The 18,993-nt window shown below is 70.0% G+C and carries 17 protein-coding genes, 1 tRNA gene and 2 pseudogenes; 4 read left to right on the top strand and 16 right to left on the bottom strand.

From position 1 onward, the window contains the following. The 14 genes and pseudogenes from IPQ09_21265 to IPQ09_21200 form a co-directional block, all read right to left on the bottom strand. A complete protein-coding gene (locus IPQ09_21265) occupies nucleotides 1-1,362 on the bottom strand; it encodes a general secretion pathway protein GspK (protein MBL0196703.1) in 1,362 nt (453 codons plus the stop codon). A 116-nt stretch (nucleotides 1,363-1,478) separates the two neighbouring features. Then, a pseudogene (locus IPQ09_21260) lies at nucleotides 1,479-2,143 on the bottom strand (general secretion pathway protein GspJ). Nucleotides 2,144-2,175: 32 nt separating this feature from the next. Beyond that, entirely contained in the window at nucleotides 2,176-2,940 is a 765-nt protein-coding gene (locus tag IPQ09_21255) for a type II secretion system protein (GenBank protein ID MBL0196702.1), read from the bottom strand. Then, nucleotides 2,937-3,794 carry a prepilin-type N-terminal cleavage/methylation domain-containing protein gene (locus IPQ09_21250; protein ID MBL0196701.1) on the bottom strand — a complete coding sequence of 286 codons (858 nt, stop codon included), beginning with the start codon at nucleotides 3,792-3,794 and terminating at the stop codon, nucleotides 2,937-2,939. Before IPQ09_21250 ends, IPQ09_21255 begins: the two co-directional genes overlap by 4 nt. A gap of 12 nt (nucleotides 3,795-3,806) precedes the next feature. Then, nucleotides 3,807-4,277, bottom strand: coding sequence for a prepilin-type N-terminal cleavage/methylation domain-containing protein (locus IPQ09_21245; GenBank protein ID MBL0196700.1), 471 nt, complete (start codon nucleotides 4,275-4,277; stop codon nucleotides 3,807-3,809). Between the two features lie 56 nt (nucleotides 4,278-4,333). Then, the gene (locus tag IPQ09_21240; GenBank protein MBL0196699.1) at nucleotides 4,334-4,747 is read right to left on the bottom strand and encodes a type II secretion system protein GspG; all 414 of its coding nucleotides are present in this window, start codon (nucleotides 4,745-4,747) and stop codon (nucleotides 4,334-4,336) included. Between the two features lie 7 nt (nucleotides 4,748-4,754). After that, a complete protein-coding gene (locus IPQ09_21235) occupies nucleotides 4,755-5,573 on the bottom strand; it encodes a type II secretion system F family protein (GenBank protein ID MBL0196698.1) in 819 nt (272 codons plus the stop codon). A 573-nt stretch (nucleotides 5,574-6,146) separates the two neighbouring features. Next, nucleotides 6,147-7,967 (bottom strand): type II secretion system ATPase GspE, encoded by a 1,821-nt coding sequence (gspE, locus tag IPQ09_21230; GenBank protein ID MBL0196697.1) that lies wholly within the window; start codon nucleotides 7,965-7,967, stop codon nucleotides 6,147-6,149. Nucleotide 7,968: 1 nt separating this feature from the next. After that, entirely contained in the window at nucleotides 7,969-10,536 is a 2,568-nt protein-coding gene (gene gspD / locus IPQ09_21225) for a type II secretion system secretin GspD (GenBank protein MBL0196696.1), read from the bottom strand. A 28-nt stretch (nucleotides 10,537-10,564) separates the two neighbouring features. Then, a complete protein-coding gene (locus IPQ09_21220; protein MBL0196695.1) occupies nucleotides 10,565-10,825 on the bottom strand; it encodes a hypothetical protein in 261 nt (86 codons plus the stop codon). Between the two features lie 14 nt (nucleotides 10,826-10,839). Further along, on the bottom strand, nucleotides 10,840-11,799 hold the full coding sequence (locus tag IPQ09_21215; GenBank protein MBL0196694.1) for a general secretion pathway protein GspC: 960 nt from the start codon (nucleotides 11,797-11,799) through the stop codon (nucleotides 10,840-10,842). Nucleotides 11,800-11,972: 173 nt separating this feature from the next. Beyond that, nucleotides 11,973-13,394, bottom strand: a complete 1,422-nt coding sequence (locus IPQ09_21210) for a sigma-54-dependent Fis family transcriptional regulator (GenBank protein ID MBL0196693.1) — start codon at nucleotides 13,392-13,394, stop codon at nucleotides 11,973-11,975. 31 nt (nucleotides 13,395-13,425) lie between these two features. Beyond that, nucleotides 13,426-13,887 (bottom strand): hypothetical protein, encoded by a 462-nt coding sequence (locus IPQ09_21205; protein ID MBL0196692.1) that lies wholly within the window; start codon nucleotides 13,885-13,887, stop codon nucleotides 13,426-13,428. Next, on the bottom strand, nucleotides 13,887-14,222 hold the full coding sequence (locus tag IPQ09_21200) for a (2Fe-2S) ferredoxin domain-containing protein (GenBank protein MBL0196691.1): 336 nt from the start codon (nucleotides 14,220-14,222) through the stop codon (nucleotides 13,887-13,889). The genes IPQ09_21205 and IPQ09_21200 overlap by 1 nt, the downstream gene beginning before the upstream one ends. A gap of 84 nt (nucleotides 14,223-14,306) precedes the next feature. Between IPQ09_21200 and IPQ09_21195 the strand changes: the two genes are divergently transcribed. The 3 genes from IPQ09_21195 to bioA all read left to right on the top strand — a co-directional run bounded on the left by IPQ09_21195 (nucleotide 14,307) and on the right by bioA (nucleotide 17,619). Beyond that, nucleotides 14,307-15,317, top strand: coding sequence for a hypothetical protein (locus IPQ09_21195; GenBank protein ID MBL0196690.1), 1,011 nt, complete (start codon nucleotides 14,307-14,309; stop codon nucleotides 15,315-15,317). Between the two features lie 74 nt (nucleotides 15,318-15,391). Beyond that, complete coding sequence (locus IPQ09_21190) at nucleotides 15,392-16,306, top strand: hypothetical protein (protein ID MBL0196689.1); 915 nt, start codon at nucleotides 15,392-15,394, stop codon at nucleotides 16,304-16,306. Continuing rightward, nucleotides 16,303-17,619 (top strand): adenosylmethionine--8-amino-7-oxononanoate transaminase, encoded by a 1,317-nt coding sequence (gene bioA / locus IPQ09_21185; GenBank protein ID MBL0196688.1) that lies wholly within the window; start codon nucleotides 16,303-16,305, stop codon nucleotides 17,617-17,619. The genes IPQ09_21190 and bioA overlap by 4 nt, the downstream gene beginning before the upstream one ends. A gap of 51 nt (nucleotides 17,620-17,670) precedes the next feature. On the opposite strand, the gene IPQ09_21180 is transcribed toward bioA, so the two are convergent. Further along, a complete protein-coding gene (locus IPQ09_21180) occupies nucleotides 17,671-18,063 on the bottom strand; it encodes a cupredoxin domain-containing protein (protein MBL0196687.1) in 393 nt (130 codons plus the stop codon). Nucleotides 18,064-18,198: 135 nt separating this feature from the next. Continuing rightward, nucleotides 18,199-18,275, bottom strand: a tRNA-Pro gene (locus IPQ09_21175). Nucleotides 18,276-18,383: 108 nt separating this feature from the next. On the opposite strand from IPQ09_21175, the pseudogene IPQ09_21170 reads away from it, so the two are divergent. After that, nucleotides 18,384-18,993: pseudogene (locus IPQ09_21170) on the top strand (response regulator).

Here is an 18,993-nt window from a genome sequence, read left to right as displayed (position 1 = left end):
TCACTCGACTCGGTAATAGACGACTTGCCCAGCGGTCTTGGGCATTTGCGGGAACGCGGCCGTGAGGGCCGCCGAGTTGGCGCTGGCGAGAGCCTTGCCCGCCGCGGCGGTGGCAGAGGCGGTGGCGGAGGCGCCTCCTCCCGACAGGCCGGCGAGCAGACCCCCGACCGCCGCGTCGAGGCCCGGGGTGTGTTGGAAGTCGACCACCGCGTGGATCGACACGCGCGTCTCGCGCTTGTGCCCGCCCTTCTTCACGCCCACCGCGTACACGGAGAAGACCTTGCTCTCGGTCGAGATGCTCTTGCTGAACTCGGCCTCGCTCTTGAACGCGACGGGCTTCATGCCGAAGGCGGCGAGCACCGGCCCGAGCTGCCCCTTCCCGGTCATGGTCTGCACGAAATCGTTGGGACCGCCGAAGAGCGGCGCGCCCATGGTGAGCCCCCGGGCCATGGTCACGCCCGTGAGGAACGTCTGCGCCTGCGCGACTTCGGTGCAAATCGGCGCGGTCGGCGCGCCCGCGCACACGATGCCCAGGAGGGTCTGAGGGTTGGCCGTGTTGACGTTCACGCGCCCGGTGCCCCACACGGTCATGGGCCGCTTCTTTGGGTTCTCGGGCGCCGGGTCGACGAAGGTCGCCCAGAAGTCCTCGCTCACTCCGCGCACCGCGTGGAGCTCCTCGAGCGAGTCGAACGGCGCGTTTTTCCGGCGGTAGGGCTTCGGCAGCAGCTGATAGAACGCGTCCTCTGCGCCCGCGGTGGAGGCCCCCGAGAGCTTGCTGAGATCGCAGTTGAAGAGGCGCTCGTCCTGGTCGGACCAGTCGATGATGGCGGAGCACACCGTGAGTCGATCGGCGAACTGGCCCGCGCCGTCGCGCTGCTCGAAGAGGGTGTTGTACTGGGGCGGCGCCATGAGGCCCATGAGCTCCTGGGCGAGGCGGATGTGCGCGATGTCGTTGGCCGCGCCCAGGTTCACGTTGATCTTCGCGTCTTCGTCGACGATGACGAGCTCGAAGCGCCCGTCCTTCAGGCCGAGGTTCTTGCCGGTCTTGGCGTCGACGCCCACCGTCGCGCTGAAGTCTGCGCTGCCCTCGCCGTCGTTGAACGCGCCGAGCAGCCGGTCGGAGAACTCCCACACGGGGAGCTGCGGCGGCGTCTTGCGCATCATCATGAAGAGGGGCGCGATCGCGCCGCGGATGGTCGGCTCGGTGGCGATCAGCAGGCGCGCGAGGTTGACCGCGCTGCGCGCCGTGTACTCCGCCTGGATGGCGTCGCGCTCCGAGGTGGCGCTCGCGGCCTCTGCGCTCGTCTCGTCCTGAAACTCGGCGAGCATGACCGTGAGGACCGCGATCGCGCCGAGCACCATGACGAGCGCGATCCCACGCTCGCGAGCGCGGCGTTTCGCCCGAGCGCGGCGTGTCACACGACCGACCGGGGCCAGCGGAGCGCTCGGGGCAAGCGGGGCCAACCGGGCGAGCTCTCTCACTGGGAGATCCCGAAGCTGAGGGGCTCGCGCATCGGGATCATCACCTTCGTCGTGTAGGTGTACGCGGGCTCGTTGCGGATCTCCTTCATCGTGAGCGTGATGCGCACTTCCAGCGGCAGGCGGCCGGGCTGCCCGGACAGCTGCGTCGTGTCCCACGTGTCGCTCCACAGGCCCGTCATCGGGTCGAGGTACTTGAAGTGGAGCGACTCGACGTTCTCGGCGAGCACGTTCACGACGCCGCCGCGCAGCGGCTCGAGATCGATCGGTGTCTGCTCCCGCCGCACGAGGTCCATCTTGTCGGCCACGTCGGGATCCTTCACGACGAAGTAGCCGGCTCGCACTGATCCGACTCGGGCGAGTCGCTGTTGGTGCGCCGGTGCGCGAACGCTGCGAAGTCGAGCCTGTCGAAATCGCGGCTCGACTTGCCGGAGAACGCGGTGAGCCGCACGACGAGCGCCTGGTTCTGCGGCTGGTGCATCGTGAGGAAGGCGCTCTGCACCTCCCGCGCGATGCGGTCGACCGCGAGCCGCCCCTGACGAGCGCGGTCCACGCGGAGAGTCTCGCCCTTCTTGCCGCGCGCCATCGAGTCGAAGGCGCCGTAGATGAGGATCGAGATCATCGCCAGGATGCCGAGCGACACGAGGATCTCGAGGAGGGTCATCGCGCGCGCGCGCCGGCGGCTCGGGCGCGCGCTCATGGCAACCCCGGCAGCGGCGACTTGAGTGGAGAGGTCGCGGGGCTCGTCGTCGAGGCGCCGGCTGCGCCGCTGGCCGCGGGCGGGGCGCCAGCGTCGATGCCGAACCCGAGGCCTCCGCGCTGCGGGTTGGTGATGAACTGGACGAGCTCGAGCTCCTTCGCCTTGGGGCCCTCCTTCCACCGGACGATGACCGTCACGCGGCGGATCGACGCCTCCATCAGCAGCTTGATGCTGGGGTACACCATGCCCATCACGGTGGTGAGCATCCCCTGCGCGGCCCCAGGGCCAGCACCGAGCTGACCCTGAAGATTCTGGATACCTCCGTCCAGGTTCAGCTCGCCGGTGCCCGCCGGGTTCGACAGCAGGCTGAGGGCGCCACCGTCGCCGCCTCCGGCGCTCCCCAGCAGGTCGCCGCCGTCGCCGAGGGAGTTCTGCGGCGGCTGCGGCAGCTCGACCTTCTCGAGGCGCGTATCGCACTGGAAGCCCTCGCGGTCCCCGTCGAGGCAGCACGACACCTCGGTGTCGAGCGCGTCGATCTCGGGGTAGCCGTCGCGGAGCATCTTCTCCTCGATCTCGGTCATCTTGCAGCGCGCGAGATCCGCCGCCATGCCCATGTTGGCGGCGCTGCGGTTGCTCGCCGCGAGGCCGCCCTGCGCCGAGAGGATGACGCTGAGGAGCAGCCCCAAGATCGCGACCGCGACCATGACCTCGAGGAGCGAGAAGGCCCGCTCGCCGCTGTGTCGAAGGAGATGCGCGCTCATAGGCCGCCCCCGGTGTCGACGCGATCGGAGGCCTCCTCGTCGGTCGTCGGCTGCTTCGCGAGGTCGCGCGCGCCGTCGTGCGCGGTCACTTTCCCCGTGAGGGGCGCCACGTCCAGCGTCATGGTCGTGGCGTCGTCCACGCCGCAGCGAGAGCGCTCCTCGGCCGACTTGCCGCAAACGAAGAGCTGCACGGAGGCGCGCTCCGTCTGGCCGCCGGGCCAGAAGTAGATGTACGCGCGCCCCTTCGTGCGGGGCTCGGCGTCGTGAGCCGCCTGCACGGCTCTGAACGCGATCCCGCGGGCGAGCGGCTTCGGCCCCTTCTGCTTGGCACTCACGGCCACGCCCGCGGGCTCGATGGCCTGGAAGCGGGCCTTGGGCGCCACCGGCCCCTTCACGATGCGGGCGGTCTCGGCCTCCGCCTCTTGTTCGGCGTTGGTCGCGCCCTCGGCGCCGCCGGCCGCCGAGGCCCCCTTCGACTGCACGAGCATCGGGCGATCCGCCTGCTCGAGCCAGAAGGTCTGATCGTCCATGTCGAGCACGAGCCTCACGCTGCGAGAGGTCGCGGTCGCTTGCGTGTACCCCACACGTATTGCCCCGGCGAGGGTCGTCGACGACTGCCGGAGCCTCGACGAGGCCAGCTGGCCCGTCCCGGCCAGCACCCCCCCCATCACCACGCCAATGATGGCGAGCACGATGAGGATCTCGATGAGCGTCATGCCTCGCGCGCCCCGCGCGGCCCGCCCCGCGCCCTGCCCCGCCTCCAGCCGCCGCCGCGCGAGGCGCTGCGCGCGCACGAGCCGCACGCGCGTACTGCGCGGGGGCTCGAAGCGGGGTGTGGGGCGCGGGTGGTGCATGTGGGTTGCGCGCTACTCGGGCTTGATGTCGGGCACGCGGATGTCGTCGGCGGTGTTCTCTTTGCCGTCGGGGCCGAAGCTCGTGACGATGACGTCGCCGTCATCCGTGCACACGATCTTGAACGGCTTGCCCCACGCGTCGTTGATGTTCGAGGTCACCGAGATCTCCTTCTCCTTGCGGAGGAGCTCGGGGGTCGGACACTCCTGCGTGTGGGTGGCGTGCCAGGCCTCGGAGATGGTGTGGAGCTGCTGCGCGCTCTGCTTGGTCGTGGCGAGCTGCGCGTCCTTGAACTTCGGGATCGCGAACACCGCGATGCCGCCCGCGATGAGGCCGACGATGGCGAGCACGATCAGGATCTCGATGAGGGTCACGCCCCGCCGCGCCGCCCGGCGCAGGCGCTGGGCGCGACCACCGTCCAGCCCGCGGTGCAGAGCGCGGCGCACCGCGCATAGAAGGGCATCGAATTCCTTACCGACGTTCATCTCTCGCTCCTTTTCTTCATGTGGCGCCCCGCGCGGGCGCCGTGCGTTCCCAAGGTTCACTCCACGCGGTCCAGCCCCCCGGGCACGCCATCGGGGCCGTCGCTGGAGATGTCGAAGCCGCGTGGATCGCGGCGACCTGGGCACGTGAGCCGCAGCGGCCGGCCCCACGCGTCCACCGGTACGTCGCGCGCGTACCCCTGAGCGACGAGCTCGGGCAGCGCCGCCGGGCATTTGCCGCCGTGGTCGGCGCGGTAGCTCGCGATCTGGCGGGTCGCGTTCGTGATGGCGGCGCGCGTCGCGCGGACGCTCGCCGCGTGCTCCTCGCGCCCGCGGAGCCCGAGCGCGAGCGCGAGCAGCGCGGCGACGCCCACCCCGAGCTTGAGCCGCGCGCGGCCCAGCGCCCCGAGCACGCCCCGACGCCTCTCCCAGGGGAAGAAGACACGCGCTGGATCTTGCCTTCGCCGTCGCACTCGCACCTCACTGGACGAAATCGTTCATTTGGATGAGCGGCATGAGGATGGAGAACGCGATGAACCCGACACCGCCGCCCATGAACACGATGATGAGCGGCTCGAGCAGGGACGTCATTCCCTGGATGCGCGTCTCGACGTCGGAGTCGTAGGCACGCGCCACGTTCTCGAGCATCTGCTCGAGCTGCCCGCTCTTCTCGCCCACCGCGATCATGTGGGTCACGATCGGCGGGAACTGGCCGCTCTTGCGGAGCGGCCCGGCGATCGACTCACCCTCGCGGATGCTGCCGATCGCGTCCTCGACGACCTTCGAGAGCTTCGCGTTGTCGAGGACGTTCTTCACGATGTCCATGGCCTTCAGCAGCGGCACGCCGCTCTTCAGGAGCGTGGCGAGCGTGCGCGCGAACCGCGACACCGCGAGCATGCGCAGGAGCTGCCCGAAGATCGGCGCGCGCAGGGACACGCCGTCCTTCCAGAGCTGCCCGCGCGGAGTCGCGACGTAGTTCAGGAACTGCCCGAGCGCCACGCCGAGCACGAGCCCGAGGAAGGCGCCGCCGCCAAGCAGCGCGAGCGACTCGACGTAGAAACTCGACACGACGAGGACGAGCCCAGCGAGGCTCGCGCCGACGATGAAGCCGTTCCGACCGCCGCCGGGCTCGAGCGCGCGCCGCACGAAGGTGGTCGCCGCGAGGCTCAGCACGGTGCCGAGGGTGATGTTCGACGAGATCGCCGCCGAAATGTAGATGAGGACCTGCGTGTACCAGGGCAGCGCCCGATCGAGGCTGGCGAAGATGCTGGTCACCTTGGGGACGACCACGACCATCATCACGGTGATGAGGCACGTTCCGATGATGAGCATGAGGATGGGGTACGCGAGCGCCGCGCTGACCTTGCCCTTCAGCCGCGCCTGCGACTCCATGAAGTCGGAGAGGCGATCGAGCACGACCTCGAGCGTGCCCGACGCCTCGCCGGCCGCCACCATGTTCACGTAGAGCGGCGGGAACACTTTCGGGTGCGCCTCGAGCGCCTTGGCGAGCGAGCTGCCCTCGTTCAGGCGGTCTCGCACGAGCGCGAGCACCCGCTTCATTTCGTCTTTCTCTACCTGCTCCGTCAGCGCGGAGACCGCCTCGACGAGCGGGATGCCCGCGCCCACCAGCGTCGACAGCTGGCGCGTCATCATGGCGACGTCGGTCACGGTAACTCTTCGGAAGAACGCGAACATTCCGCCGGAGCTCGCGCTCGCGCTCTTCGCGCGATTCACCTCGGTCGCCTCGGTGAGGAGGATCCCTTCGCGCTTCAGCTGGGCACGGAGCGCCTTCGGGTTGTCGGCGTCGCGCACGTCGTGGACGGTCTTCCCCGTCGCCGCGAGCAGGCCTCTGTACTCGAAGACCGCCATGGATCAGACCCTCACGTTCCGCATGGAGGTCGGGGCGGCCTCGGCGGCGATCGTGTCCTCCTGGGTCGCCAGCAGGACCTCCTCCACCGACGTCATGCCGGCGAGCACTTTGCGTGCGCCGTCGTCGCGGAGGCTGTCCATGCCCACGTCGATCGCCGCGCGCTTGATGGTCTGGGCGTCCGCGTTGCGGAGCACGAGCGGCCCGACCACGTCGTCCATGAGCAACAGCTCGTAGATGCCGCGGCGGCCGGAGAAGCCGGTCTGGGCGCACTTGTCGCAGCCGCGAGGCTTGTAGAACGTCACGTCGTCGGCCGGCGGGACGTCGAGAATGTCGACGGTGGCGACCTGCCGCGGGAAGTACCGGCTCTGCGCGTTTTCGGCGCGGCGGAGCCGCTGAGCGACGCGCTCGTGCGTGAGGCCGAGCTCATCGAGCTCCGTCTCCGAGCCGCGGTACGGCTCCTTGCAATGCGGGCAGAGCACGCGCACGAGGCGCTGCGCCAGAATGCCGATGATGCTCGACCGGAGGAGGAACGGCTCCACCCCCATGTCGACCATGCGGGTGATGGCGCCCGCCGCGTCGTTGGTGTGGATGGTGGAGAGGACGAGGTGGCCGGTGAGGGACGCGTTGACGGCGATCTCGACCGTCTCCTTGTCGCGGATCTCGCCGACCATGACCACGTCGGGATCCTGGCGGAGGAAGGCGCGGAGCGCGCTCGCGAACGTGAGGCCGATCTTGGGCTGGACGTGGAGCTGGTGGATACCCGAGAGCTCGTACTCGACCGGATCCTCGGCGGTGAGGATGTTGATGTTGGGTTGGTTGATGCGGTTCAGGCACGCGTAGAGCGTGGTCGTCTTGCCCGAGCCCGTGGGCCCGGTGACGAGGATGATCCCGTCGGGGCGGTGGATGAGCCCGTCCATGAGCGCGTAGTCGCGGGGTGAGAAGCCGAGGTCGGGCAGGTCGAGCAGGACGCTCGACTTGTTCAACAGGCGCATGACGATGCGCTCGTAGCCGCGGCTCGTGGGGATGGTGCTGACGCGGATATCGAACGACTTGCCCGCGATTTTCTTGGAGATCCTCCCGTCCTGGGGGAGGCGCTTCTCGGCGATGTTGAGCGCGGCCTCGATCTTCACGCGCGAGACGATGCTGTTCATGAACGCGCGAGGAGCCCTGCGCGCGATGTAGAGCTCACCGTCGATGCGGTAGCGGACGAGGACCTCCTTCTCCTCGGGTTCGATGTGGATGTCGCTCGCTCGCTCCTTCATCGCCTGGAGGAAGAGCGAGTTGACCCATCGGATGACCGGCGCCTCGTCGTCCGAGTCGAGGATATCGCCGCCGACCCCGTCGACCTCCACTTCGTCCTGCTCACCCTCGAGCTCGCCGCCGCCCGCGTCGCGCTCGTACACGCGGTTGATGGCGTCGATGATGCGCTCGCCCGCGGTGACCGACACCTCGACGGGCTTGCCGAACACCACGCGCACGGCGTCGATCGCGCTCGTGTCGAACGGGTCGGCGCAGATGACGTAGACCGCGTGGTCGTCCTCGTTGGTGACGAGCAGCTTGTGCATCTTCGCGAAGCCGATCGGCAGGCGCAGCGCGAGCGAGGTCGACACACGCTCGGGCTCGATGGTGGGCACGTACGGCAACTCGGCCTCGGCGGCGAGGGCGCTCGCGATCGAGCCTTCGTCGATGACGTTGCCGTTCACGAGGAGATCGACGAGGTCCGTGCCCTTCTCCCGCTGGATGGCGTAGAGCACCTCGAGGCGCTCCGGCGGCACCTGTGCCCGCCGGGCGAGGATCTCTCCGAGGAAGCGTTGCTCCGTCATGTCAGCGCTCGACCTTGTCGAAGCTTCGTATGCGGGGGAGCGTCAAGCCCGGCTGCGGCGCGGGCGCCGCGGGGGCGTCCGCGGCCGGGGCGCCACCGCCCGCCGGCTCGCCCGACGACCTCACGCCGCTCGGCATCTCGAGCGGGCGCTGCGGCTCGTGGCTCTTCAGCTCCTTCGGCCGCGTGATCTCGTCGAGCCGCTTGCGCTCTTCGACGCCGAAGTAGGCCTGGCGAATGTCCTCGACGAGGCCGTTCAGCCGGGAGTAGTCGCGCGGGGGCGCGTACTCGTTGTCGCTGAACACGAAGTACCGATCGAGGAACTCCTGGCGCTCCTGCATCTTCCGCTCGAACACCGTGCGGAGATCGTCCTGGCTCCGGATGATGTAGGGCGTGAGGATGAGCACGAGGTTGCGTTTCTCGAGCGTGTTCTGGCGCTTGCGGAACAGCGCGCCGAGCACCGGGATGTCGCCGAGCACGGGGATCTTCTCCTCCGCGCGCGAGACGACGCTGCGGAGCAAGCCGCCGATGACGACGGTCTGCTGATCGCGGACGACGAGCTTCGTGTTCGCCGTGCGCTTCGAGATGGGGATGGCGCCCAGGGTGCCGCCGAGCGGCGCGCCCTGCTCGCTGATGTCCTCGACCACGTCGAGGCGGACGTCGTTCGACTCGTTCAAGTGGGGCGTGATCGTGATCTTGGTGCCAACGTCCTGACGCGGAGAGCCGACCGTGCCGAGGCCGCCGAGACCCCCGAGCGCGCCGAGCGCGCCGGCCGCGCCGCCGGCCGCGCCGCCGAGACCCGGGAACGCGGAGACCGCGTTGGTCTGGAGTGGGATGTTGTCGCCGACGGAGATCTCGGCCTTCTCGTTGTCGAGGGCGAGGATGTGCGGGGTCGAGAGCAGATCCGAGTCGCCCGTGCGGGCGAGCGCCTGGATGAACGATCCGAACGCCGGCACCGAGATGCCGGTGCCGAGCAGGCTCGAAGTGCCCGAGATGCCCGGCCCGCGCACGCCGAGCGCGAAGCCCTGGAGCGCGTCCGGATCGGTGGGTATCGGCGTGATCGTGTTCAGGATTTTGTTGCCACCGTAGACCAACCCGTCGCCGCCGCCGGTCGCGAAATCGCTGCCACCGTGGAAGCTCACGCCAAAGGCGTCGGAGCGCTTCAGCTGGAGGTCCATGATGACCGCTTCGATGAAGACCTGCCGCCGCGGCTGGTCGAGCCTGTCGATCACCGCTCGGAGCGACGCGTAGTCGCGGAGCGACGACGTGATGACGAGCGAGTTGGTGGCCTTGTCGGCGCTCACCTTGATGCCGCCCTCGAACACCCCCGGCGTGGGGTTGGCGCCCCCTCCGGCCGCGCCGCGCCGCGCCTCGCCGCCCTTCGCGCCGGTGATGATGTCGCCAAGCGTCTTCGAGAGCTCCACCGAGTCGGCGTGCTGAAGCGGCAGGACGTGGATCTGCCCCTCGCCGGTCTGCGGCACGTCGAGCCGCTTCACCAGCTCGAGGATGCGCAGGTACGCCTTCTCGGTCGCCACGATGATGACGGCGTTCGTGCGCTCGTCGGCCACGATCTTCGCGATGCGATCGGCGCCATGCGCGGCGCCCTTGGGCGCCGCCCCCTTCGGCGCAGGAGTGTTGGCCGAGCTGCCGCCCGAGCCCTTCACGTCGAACAGCTCGTTCACGCGCTGGGCGATGTCGGAAGCCGACGCGTAGTTGATGGGCTCGATGAAGACCTGCTCGCCGGCGCCCCCCACGTCGATCTCCTCGAGCAGGTGCATCATCCGGCGGATGTTCGCGCCCGTGTCGGTGATGATGAGCAGGTTGCCCGGCGCGTGCACCGTGATGTCAGCGTCCTTCGACTTGAACTTGCCGAGCACGTTGGCCGCGTCGTCGGCGCTCACGTGGGCCAGGCGGTGGATGCGGGTGATGTAGCGGTCCTCCGCGGTGGCCGCCTGCGTGGAGCCGTAGACCGGCGTGCCTTGCGCGACCGATCCAGCCGTCTCGATGATCTTGAAGAAGCGGCCGTGGGGCACCACCGTGAGGCCGTTCGTTTCCAGGATGGAAAGGAACGCCTGGTAGGCCTCGGCGACGGTGACCTTCTGCGGCGAGTAGACCGTCGCCTTGATGGTCTTGAGCTTGCCGCCGAAGATGAAGCGCTTGCCCGTGAGCTGGGCTATCACCCGCACGAGCTCGGAGAGATCGGCGTCGTCGAGCGAGAACGACACGAGGTAGTTCGGGCTCCGCGGCTCGTACTGCACGCCCTGCTCGAACTGCGTGAGGCCGGAGGTGTCCCCCGCGACCTTGCCGTTCGGGAGGAGGGTGCCGGCGGCGCCTCCCGCGGGCGGCGTCGCCGGGGTGCCAGCGCCCGGCGAGGCCGGGGCCGGGACCGGCGCCGCACCCGGCGCCGCCGCCGCCGCGGGGGGCTTCGCGGTGTCCGAGAGAGTGCGCGCGCCGAGGACCGTCGTCATCTTCTGCGGGATGAGGCGCGGGGCCTTGTCGACAAGCTGGGCGCGCGCCGGGGCCGCGAACGTCAGCGTGGACAGGGAGAGTGTGAGCAGGAGGGATCGCTTCATGGGGAGGGACGGGACGGTCATGGGACGTTCAGATCGACGAGCGGGACTTCTTGGCGCTCTCGGCGCGGTGTGCAGGCGGCGAGGGCTGCGCGGGCGGGGCGTCCCCGAGCGGCGCCGTGGTCGCGGGGACGCCGGGGCTCGGCCGCGGGTCGAGGGTCGCGGAGGCGACGACCATCGCCCCGCAGAGGAGCCCCACGAACCCGAGCGACGCGCCCACGATGATCGCCGTCGTGCGGAGGGTGGCGACGATCAGGCTGGGGACAGAGTGCGCGGAAGTACCTTGATTCATTGTAGTTTCTGCGCTCACTTGATGTTGTAGTCGATGTTCATGTTCTGGCCGCGACGGTTCAACGTGATGTTGAGCTTGTCGGCCGTGCGCAGGCGGGCGTACGCCTCGAGGGCCTTCTCCGGGCTCGCGATGTCGAACCCGTTGATGGTCTGCAGGCGATCGCCGTTCTCCATGCCGAGAGTGCCGAGGAGCGTGTCGGCGCGGACGCCGAAGAGGCGGATGCCGACCACCTTGCCGTTCTCCTGCTCGGGCACGATGCGCGCCTGGCGCATGAGATCGGCCTGGTTCTCCAGGATCTTGTCGACCACGCCGCGGTCGACGTTGAACTCGTTCGCGCTCACCTTGACGATGCCCTTGGAGATCGAGGGGTCGATGCCCGGGGCGCCGCCACCTCGCTTGGCGGGCTGCGGGCTCACGGGCGCGGGGGCGGCCTCCGCCTGCGCAGGCTGCCAGAGGCCCACCTGGCAGAGCGCCGAGCCGTTCTCGAGCCACACGCGGTCCCACCCCACGAAGTGAACCTTCTTGCCGGCGATTTCCCCGCCCCGCCGGCGGAGCTGCGATTTCGTCTCAGCCCCGGTCGTCATGGCCGCGAAGGACCAGTCGGGGTCGGACGAGGCGGTGATCACCAGCACCTTCACTCCATCGCAGCGCGGCGCGGTCATCGGGTCGCTGGTGTCGACCGCCGCGGTCGCCTCCGGCGTGTCCGACGGCGGCGGGGCGTTCAGGGCGCCGGCGACGTGGTCGAACGGGTTCCGCGAGAGGATGACGTCCGCGGACGTCACTCGGGCCACGGATGAGGCCGTCGGGGCTGCGCGCGCGACGAGCGGCGGTGTGGTCAGGTGCTTCTCGTCGGGGGTGAGGAAGAGCGCCCCCGCGAGCGAGGTCACCGTCTTCGCGGACACGTACGCCAGGAGCCCAACAGGCACGAGGAGCACGGCCCAGAAGTTTCGTCGAATCAGCTGATCGACCGCCATGGTGGCTGCCTGTAGCAGGGCCCGTGCCAACAAAGAAACGGCGAATTCTGGGGGGCGCCCCGGCCGCACCTCGCCACGTTGGCAAAGCGGGCTCCCAGGGGGCGAACCTTTGCCAAGTTGTCAAAGCGTCTCGGCGGCGCGGCGGCGCGGACTCGGGGGCCGCGAGCGCTCGCTCACGCGTCGTCGGTGACGCCGTCGAGCTTGCGGTAGATGGTCCGGGTCGAGATCCCGAGGAGCTGGGCCGCGACCGACTTGTCGCCTTTGGCGTGGCGCAGGGTCTCGCGAATGACCCGGTGCTCGATCTCCGACAGCGGCGTGCCGATGGGGAACTCGAGGGTCCGCGCGAGAGGCGCTTTCGTCTCGGCGAGGTTGTCGGGCAGGTCGGCCTCAGAGATCGTGTCGGAGCGCGACAGCACGACGGCCCGCTCGATGACGTTCTCGAGCTCGCGGACGTTTCCGGGCCAGGGGTAGTCGAGCAGCGCTTCCATGGCGCCGCGCGCGACGCTGGGCTTCGCCTTGCCGTTCTTCGCGCAGTACATGAGCAGGAAGTGGTCGACGAGCAGCGGGATGTCCTCGCGGCGCGCGCGGAGGGGCGGCGCGGTGACGGCGATGACGTTGAGGCGGTAGAACAGATCCTCGCGGAAGCGACCGGCCTGAACCTCGGCGGTGAGATCGCGGTTCGTGGCGGCGACCACGCGGACGTCGGCCTTCGTGGGCTCGCCGCCGACGGGCTCGTACTCGCCCTCCTGGAGGACCCGGAGGAGCTTCACCTGGACCTGCGGCGTAAGCTCGCCGATCTCGTCGAGGAAGAGGGTGCCGCCAGCCGCTCGGGCGAACCGGCCCTCTTTCCTCGCGACCGCGCCGGTGAACGACCCTCGCTCGTGACCGAACAGCTCGCTCTCGAGGATGGTCTCGGGAATGGCCGCGCAGTTCACGGCGACGAAGGGGCCGCGCGCGCGCCCGGAGCGGTCGTGGACGCTGCGCGCGAGCAGCTCCTTGCCGGTGCCGCTCTCGCCGAGCACGAGCACGGTCGCCTGGCTCGGCGCGGCCTGCGAGCACACCTCGACCACGCGCCGCAGCGCGGGCGAGTTGCCCACTATCTCACGCCGAGAGAGCAGCTTGATTTCCTGCTTCAGAGAGCGGTTCTCGGCCACGAGGCGCTGCCGCTCGGCCGCCTTCTTCACGCTCTTCACGATCGCGAGCCGGCGGAGCGGCTTCTCGACGAAGTCGTAGGCCCCGTCGCGCATCGCCGAGACCGCCGCCTCGACCGATCCGAAGGCGGTCATGAGCACGACCTCCACCTCCGGGCTCACCTGCTTCACGGCCCGCAAGAGCTCGAGCCCCGTGATGCCGGGCATCATGAGGTCGGTCAGGACGACGTGCACGCGGTGCTGCCGGAGGATGTCGAGGGCGCTGCGCGCGTCGTAGGCCGCGAGCACGCGCATTCCCTCGCGCGAGAAGATCTTCTCGAGGGATTCGACGTTGGAGCGCTCGTCGTCGACGACGAGGATGGTCACGTCCAGGCTGGGTGCGCCCGGCGCGGCGCTCGCGCTCCGCGGCGGGTCGCCCTCACGCGGATCACGCGCGTCGCTCATCGAATTGCCTCCCTTGGCCCGACGCGGGCCCTCACGCGGCGCCCACCCGCAGGCGCAGCGACCGCATCACCGCGCGCAGCTCACCGCGCGCATCGAACCGCAGCACCCCGCGCCCCACCTCGTCGTCCTCGCCTGCGTAGAGGCTGAACGGCACCTCCGTCGCGGTCGCGAGCGGCGCCGCCGGGAGCACCTCTACGTACCCACGGAGGGTGCGGGGCGAGCCGTCGTCGCCCTCGAACCCGAGAGCGAGGAGCAAACGCATGTGGGCCTCGCGGCGGAACGCGAGCGAGCCCGAGAGCACGCGATCGGTGGCGATCCCCTCCGCCGAGACACGACCCGTCACGCGGCCGACGCGCCCGATCAAAGCGCCGCCCGATCCGTGGAAGTCGACGCCGAGCGCGCAGTCGATCGCGCGGTCTCCCAGTGGGGCCTCGAGGAGGTGAAAATGCCCGCGGAGCGAGAGCTCCGCGGTCGCGCCCAGCCGCGGGAGCATCAGCCGGCGCCGCCCGCTTCCGACGGCGGCCGCACCACCAGGCGCTCGAGCACTCCGCCCGAAGCCACGGCGTCGAGGAGCGCGTCCACGTCTTCGGGCTGGACGCGGCCGTACGAAACGTGCTCCGGCTCCTGCTGGACGGTGGCGCCAATCTCGCAGAGATCCAGGCAGGTCGACCCACACGCGCGCACGTCGCCTGCGACGCCGCGGGCGAGCAGCCCGGCCTTCAGACGCCGGAGAAGCTCTTCGCCGCCCGAGGCGGCGCACGAGCCCTTCGGGTGGCCCTCGTCGCGGCGGTTGGTACACACGAAGAGGTAGCGTCGGCGGTGCGGCACGACGCCACACTCTGCGCACGGGGCTCGCCGCGTCAAGAGCTGACACGCTTTCCGCGGAGGGAAAGTTGGTGTAACCGCAAGCGGATGAAACGCGCCGCGCTCCTCGCCTCGCTCGCCTCGCTCACCGCCGCCGTCGCGATCGCGTGCGGTGGCGGGAACGACAACCTCCCGCCGCCCCCGCCGCCCCCGCCGCCCCCACCGGAGGTCGTCACGGCCGCGCCGCCGCCTTCGGCCGTTGTCGACGCCGCGCCGCCCGAGCCCGCGCTGCCCCCCGTGACCCTGGCCCCCGGGCAAGCGAGCCCGGACCCGGCGGCGCCGCTCCCCACGGTGAAGCTGACCGCCCCGCGCCGCGACGAGGTCATCCCCACGGCGAAGGCGGGCGACTTCGCGGTGAAGCTGGACGTGCGAAACTGGCAGACCGCCGTGGGCAGCCAGCACGTGCACCTCATCCTCGACAACAAGCCCTACAAGGCCATTTACGACACGAAGGCGGGCGTCAAGCTGGCCGACCTCGCGGGCGGCCCGCTCGAGGAAGGCCAGCACGTGCTCGTCGCCTTCCCGAGCCGCGCGAACCACGAGTCCGTGAAGACCAAGGACGCCCTGGTGGTGGTCCCCTTCTTCGTCGGCAAGAAGGGCGAGGCCAAGACCGACCCCAAGGGCCCGATGCTCGTCTTCAGCCGCCCGAAGGGCGACTACAAGGGCGACGCCGCCAACCACGTGCTCGTCGACTTCCAGCTCGTGAACGTGACGCTCGCCGCCGGCAAGGAGCACGTCCACGTGTCGGTGACCGGGCCGGGCATCGAGAAGGAGCTCACCGGCGACGTCGAGAAGTTCGGCGCGCCGCTCTACCTGGACGGGCTCCGGAACGGCGCCTACGAGCTGACGGTCGGGCTCCTCGGCGCCGACAAGAAGCCGCTCGCCGGGCCTTGGAACCGCACCACCCGTACGATCCACATCGACCACGACGCGCCCGCCGAGCCGGCCCACGCGCACGAGCCGGCTGCGGCCGACGCAGGCGCGCCCACCGCGACGCCCGCGAAGGCCCCCGCGAAGGCCCCCGCGAAGGCCCCCGCGAAGCCCGCGACGAAGAAGTGAAGCGCGCGCGACGCGCAGCGCGGCCGCGCTCACCAGGGCGCGCCGCCCCGGCGACGCGTACGAGGAGCTGACCTGTGCAGTGGGTCGTGCTCCTCGTCACGCTCGCGATGTGCGCGGTGGCCGCGACCCTGGTGGTGCGCCACCGGCGCCTCGTCGTGAGGGTCGAGTCGCAGCAGCTCGAGCTCGTGGCGCGCAGCCGCGAGCTGGCCACGGCGAGCGACGCGCTCTTGCAGACCCAGGAGGCCCTCGCGAGGAACGTGCAGCTGGCGGCCGTGGGTGAGCTCGCCGCGATGGTCGCGCACGAGGTCAGGAACCCGCTCGCGATCATCTCGAACGCCGTGGCGGGCCTGCGCAAGACCGAGATCTCTCGTGAAGACGAGGAGATCTTGCTCGACATCCTCCAGGAAGAGACCGTGCGGCTCGAGAACCTCGTGTCTGACCTGCTGCACTATGCGCGCCCCATCCGCGTGGTGCCGGTGCCCATCCACATGCGCGAGGTCATGGATCGCGTGATCGCGCGGTTGGGCGCGTCGATCGGCTGCGACGTGGCGCTCGAGCCGGCGCCCGACGGCGACGTCGTGCACGGCGACGGCGATCTCCTCCGCATGGTGTTCGACAACCTCGTCGACAACGCTGTGCAGGCGATGCACGGCCAAGGGACGGTGAGCGTGCGCATGGCGCGCGGCGCGCGCGACGGGGTGCGCGGCACCACCATCGACGTCGTGGACACCGGCGACGGCATGGACACGGCCGTGCGGCACCGCGCGAAGGATCCCTTCTTCACGACCCGCCCGACGGGCACCGGGCTCGGCCTCGTCATCGTCGAGCGCATCGTCAAGGCGCACGGCGGCCACTTCGGCTTCACGAGCTCGGCTGGCGAGGGCACCACGGCCACCGTCTTTCTCCCCGACGAGACCCCCGAGGCCACGTCCGGCGTGCTTAAACCGCTCGTCGCGCCGCTCCCGTCCTCGGAGGAGCTCGGCGGTTGAGCGCGCGCGCCGAGATCGTGGCGCTCGACCGGGCGCACGTGTGGCACCCCTACACGGCCGCCGACCTCTGGGAGCGCGAGGACCCCCTCGTTGTCGCGAGCGCCAGCGGCGCGTGGCTCGTCGACGTCGACGGCGGGCGCTACCTCGACGGGAACGCGTCTTGGTGGACCAAGACCCTCGGGCACGGCCACCCACGCCTGCGCGAGGCCCTCGCGCGGCAGTGTGCCCTCGCCGACCACGTCGCTTTCGCCGGCATCACCCATGAGCCCGCCGCGCGGCTCGCCGAGGAGCTCGTCCAGGTCGCGCCGCCGGGTCTCGAACGTGTATTCTACACGGACAACGGCTCGGGCGCGATCGAGGTGGCCGTCAAGATCGCGCTGCAGTCGTTTCGCCAGCGCGGTCGCCCGGAGAAGACCCGGTTCGTCGCCCTCGACGGCGCGTACCACGGGGACACCGTCGGCGCGGCGAGCCTCGGCGGCGTCGAGCTCTTTCGGCGCCCGTTCGCGGGGGTCCTCTTCGAATGCCTGCACGCAAAGACCTCGGATCCGCTCGGCCTCCCTCGGGTGTTCGCGGCCTTGGAGGCGCTCCTTCGCGAGCACGCAGCGACCGTCGCGGCGGTGTTCGTCGAGCCGGTGCTTCAGGGGGCCGAGGGCATGCGCACCTATTCGCCGGAGCTCCTGACTCGGCTCCGCGCGGTCTGCACCGAGCTCGACATCCTGCTCGTGTGCGACGAGGTGTTCACCGGCTACGGGCGGACGGGCCCCATGTGGGCCTCGGCCCACGCGGGCGTCTCGCCCGACATGATGTGCCTCGGCAAGGCCTTCTCCCAGCTGCTCCCGATGGGCGCCACGCTCGCGACGCGGGAGCTCTACGACCAGTTCCGCGGCGACAAAGAGCGCGCGCTCCTCTACGGGCACACGTTCGCCGGCAACCCGCTCGGCGCGGCGGTGGCGCGCGAGGTGCTGGCGATTTACCGCGACGAGGACGTGCTCGGCCAGGTCGGCGCGAAGGCCCCGCGGCTGCGGGCGCTCGTGGACGACCTCGCCAAGCTGCCCGGGGTCTCCCGGCCACGCGCGCTGGGGATGGTGGCCGCGGTCGATCTCGACGGCGAAGCCTCACCGTTCGAGGGCGAGGCCTCCGACTACCTCGGGGCCGCGGGATGGCGTGTGTACCGAGAGGCGCGCGCGCGCGGGGCGTACCTGCGACCGCTCGGCAACACCGTGTACCTGTGCCCGCCGCTCACCATCGACGATCACGAGCTCGACACCCTGCTCTCCATCTTCGCGGAGAGCGTGCGCGCCGCGCTCGCGTGAAGCGGCGAAATCCCACGTTTCGGCCGGCACCAGGGGCGGGGCCGTCTCAGCTCACTGGATGACGATCTTGCTCTTGTACATGCCCATGCCGCACTGAAACGTGAGCGTACGCGCGTCGCCCGTGGGCACGGTGATGGCGACCGGCGTGTTCAGCGGCAGCTCCTTCGTCACGCCGAGCTCCGGAAAGACGACCTTGGTCGCGCAGGTCTCCTCGGTCGTGCGGGTGAACGTGAGCTCGAGCGGCGCCCCCTTCTCGACCTTGACCGAGCTCGGGGAGAACCCGTTCGCGTCGGCGGTGACGGCGACCTTCCCGCCCCCGGGCGCGAGCGGCGCGGTCTTGCAGCCGAGCGCGGTGGCCGAGAGGCCCACGGCGAGGAGCGGGGCGAGGTGGGCGAGGCGAGCGCGAACGAGCGGCCGCGTGTGGCTCGAGCGGGACGACGTCATGGGCCGCGACTCTAGCCGAAGCGCGGCGGATTGACACTTGGTCACGCCGGTGCGCCGCGTCGTCCCAAAAAAGCGCAACGGCCCTCGCGAGGATCGCGAAGGCCGCTGCGTCCCCCTAGGAGAGGGACCGGGAATTGGTCGGGGCGAGAGGATTTGAACCTCCGACTCCTCGGTCCCGAACCGAGTGCGCTACCAGGCTGCGCTACGCCCCGAAACTTGCGGGCAGCTTATTGCTTTTTGCGAGCCCCTCGTCAACGGGTTTCGCGCGCGCCTCGTCGATCGGGTGTAGAAAGGTACGCGTCCCGCAACGAGGAGACCCCATGCAGCCCGAGACGCCCGCGGTGAAGATCCTGATCGTCGACGATGACCGGGCCATCTGCGAGTACATGCAGATTCTCCTCGAGAAGGACGGTTTTCAGGTCACCGCCACCACCGATCCGACCACCGTCGAGGACCAGATTCGGGGCGGCGGCTACCACCTCGCGATCCTCGACTTGATGATGCCCAAGATGGCCGGCATCGAGACCGTGAAAGCGCGTCCGGAAGATCGACACCGATATCGCCGTCGTCATGTTCACGGGCTACCCGAACCTGGAGACCGCCGTGGCGTCGATGAAGCTCGACGCCGTCGACTACCTCAAGAAGCCGGTCGTGCCAGACGAGCTGCGCGAGGTGATCGGCCGCGTCATGCGCAAGAAGGGGCTCGCGCGCACGCCGGAGGAGCAGCTCCACCGGGTCATCGGAGACACGATCCGCCAGCTCCGCAAAGACAAAGATCTCACCCTCAAACAGATGGCCCGGCGCACGAACCTGAGCGTGTCGCTCCTCTCACAAATCGAGCGCGCCGAGTCGTCGGCCTCGATCTCGTCGCTCTACAAAATCGCGCTCGCGCTCGAGTCGCGCATTCAAGATCTGTTCGGCGAGTACTAG

Source organism: Myxococcales bacterium, assembly GCA_016720545.1.
Taxonomy (GTDB): Bacteria; Myxococcota_A; Polyangia; order Polyangiales; family Polyangiaceae; genus JAAFHV01.
This window is presented reverse-complemented; position numbering and strand designations above follow the sequence as displayed.

What these genes read in the sequence shown, in the direction of transcription:
- IPQ09_21265 (MBL0196703.1), bottom strand. Translation starts at nt 1,362, where the DNA reads ATGGTGCTCGGCGCGATCGCGGTCCTCACGGTCATGCTCGCCGAGTTT.
- IPQ09_21205 (MBL0196692.1), bottom strand. Translation starts at nt 13,887, where the DNA reads ATGCTCCCGCGGCTGGGCGCGACCGCGGAGCTCTCGCTCCGCGGGCAT.
- IPQ09_21250 (MBL0196701.1), bottom strand. Translation starts at nt 3,794, where the DNA reads ATGCACCACCCGCGCCCCACACCCCGCTTCGAGCCCCCGCGCAGTACG.
- gspD (MBL0196696.1), bottom strand. Translation starts at nt 10,536, where the DNA reads ATGAAGCGATCCCTCCTGCTCACACTCTCCCTGTCCACGCTGACGTTC.
- IPQ09_21195 (MBL0196690.1), top strand. Translation starts at nt 14,307, where the DNA reads ATGAAACGCGCCGCGCTCCTCGCCTCGCTCGCCTCGCTCACCGCCGCC.
- IPQ09_21220 (MBL0196695.1), bottom strand. Translation starts at nt 10,825, where the DNA reads ATGAATCAAGGTACTTCCGCGCACTCTGTCCCCAGCCTGATCGTCGCC.
- IPQ09_21255 (MBL0196702.1), bottom strand. Translation starts at nt 2,940, where the DNA reads ATGAGCGCGCATCTCCTTCGACACAGCGGCGAGCGGGCCTTCTCGCTC.
- IPQ09_21215 (MBL0196694.1), bottom strand. Translation starts at nt 11,799, where the DNA reads ATGGCGGTCGATCAGCTGATTCGACGAAACTTCTGGGCCGTGCTCCTC.
- IPQ09_21180 (MBL0196687.1), bottom strand. Translation starts at nt 18,063, where the DNA reads ATGACGTCGTCCCGCTCGAGCCACACGCGGCCGCTCGTTCGCGCTCGC.
- IPQ09_21210 (MBL0196693.1), bottom strand. Translation starts at nt 13,394, where the DNA reads ATGAGCGACGCGCGTGATCCGCGTGAGGGCGACCCGCCGCGGAGCGCG.
- IPQ09_21235 (MBL0196698.1), bottom strand. Translation starts at nt 5,573, where the DNA reads ATGATGGTCGTGGTCGTCCCCAAGGTGACCAGCATCTTCGCCAGCCTC.
- gspE (MBL0196697.1), bottom strand. Translation starts at nt 7,967, where the DNA reads ATGACGGAGCAACGCTTCCTCGGAGAGATCCTCGCCCGGCGGGCACAG.
- IPQ09_21245 (MBL0196700.1), bottom strand. Translation starts at nt 4,277, where the DNA reads ATGAACGTCGGTAAGGAATTCGATGCCCTTCTATGCGCGGTGCGCCGC.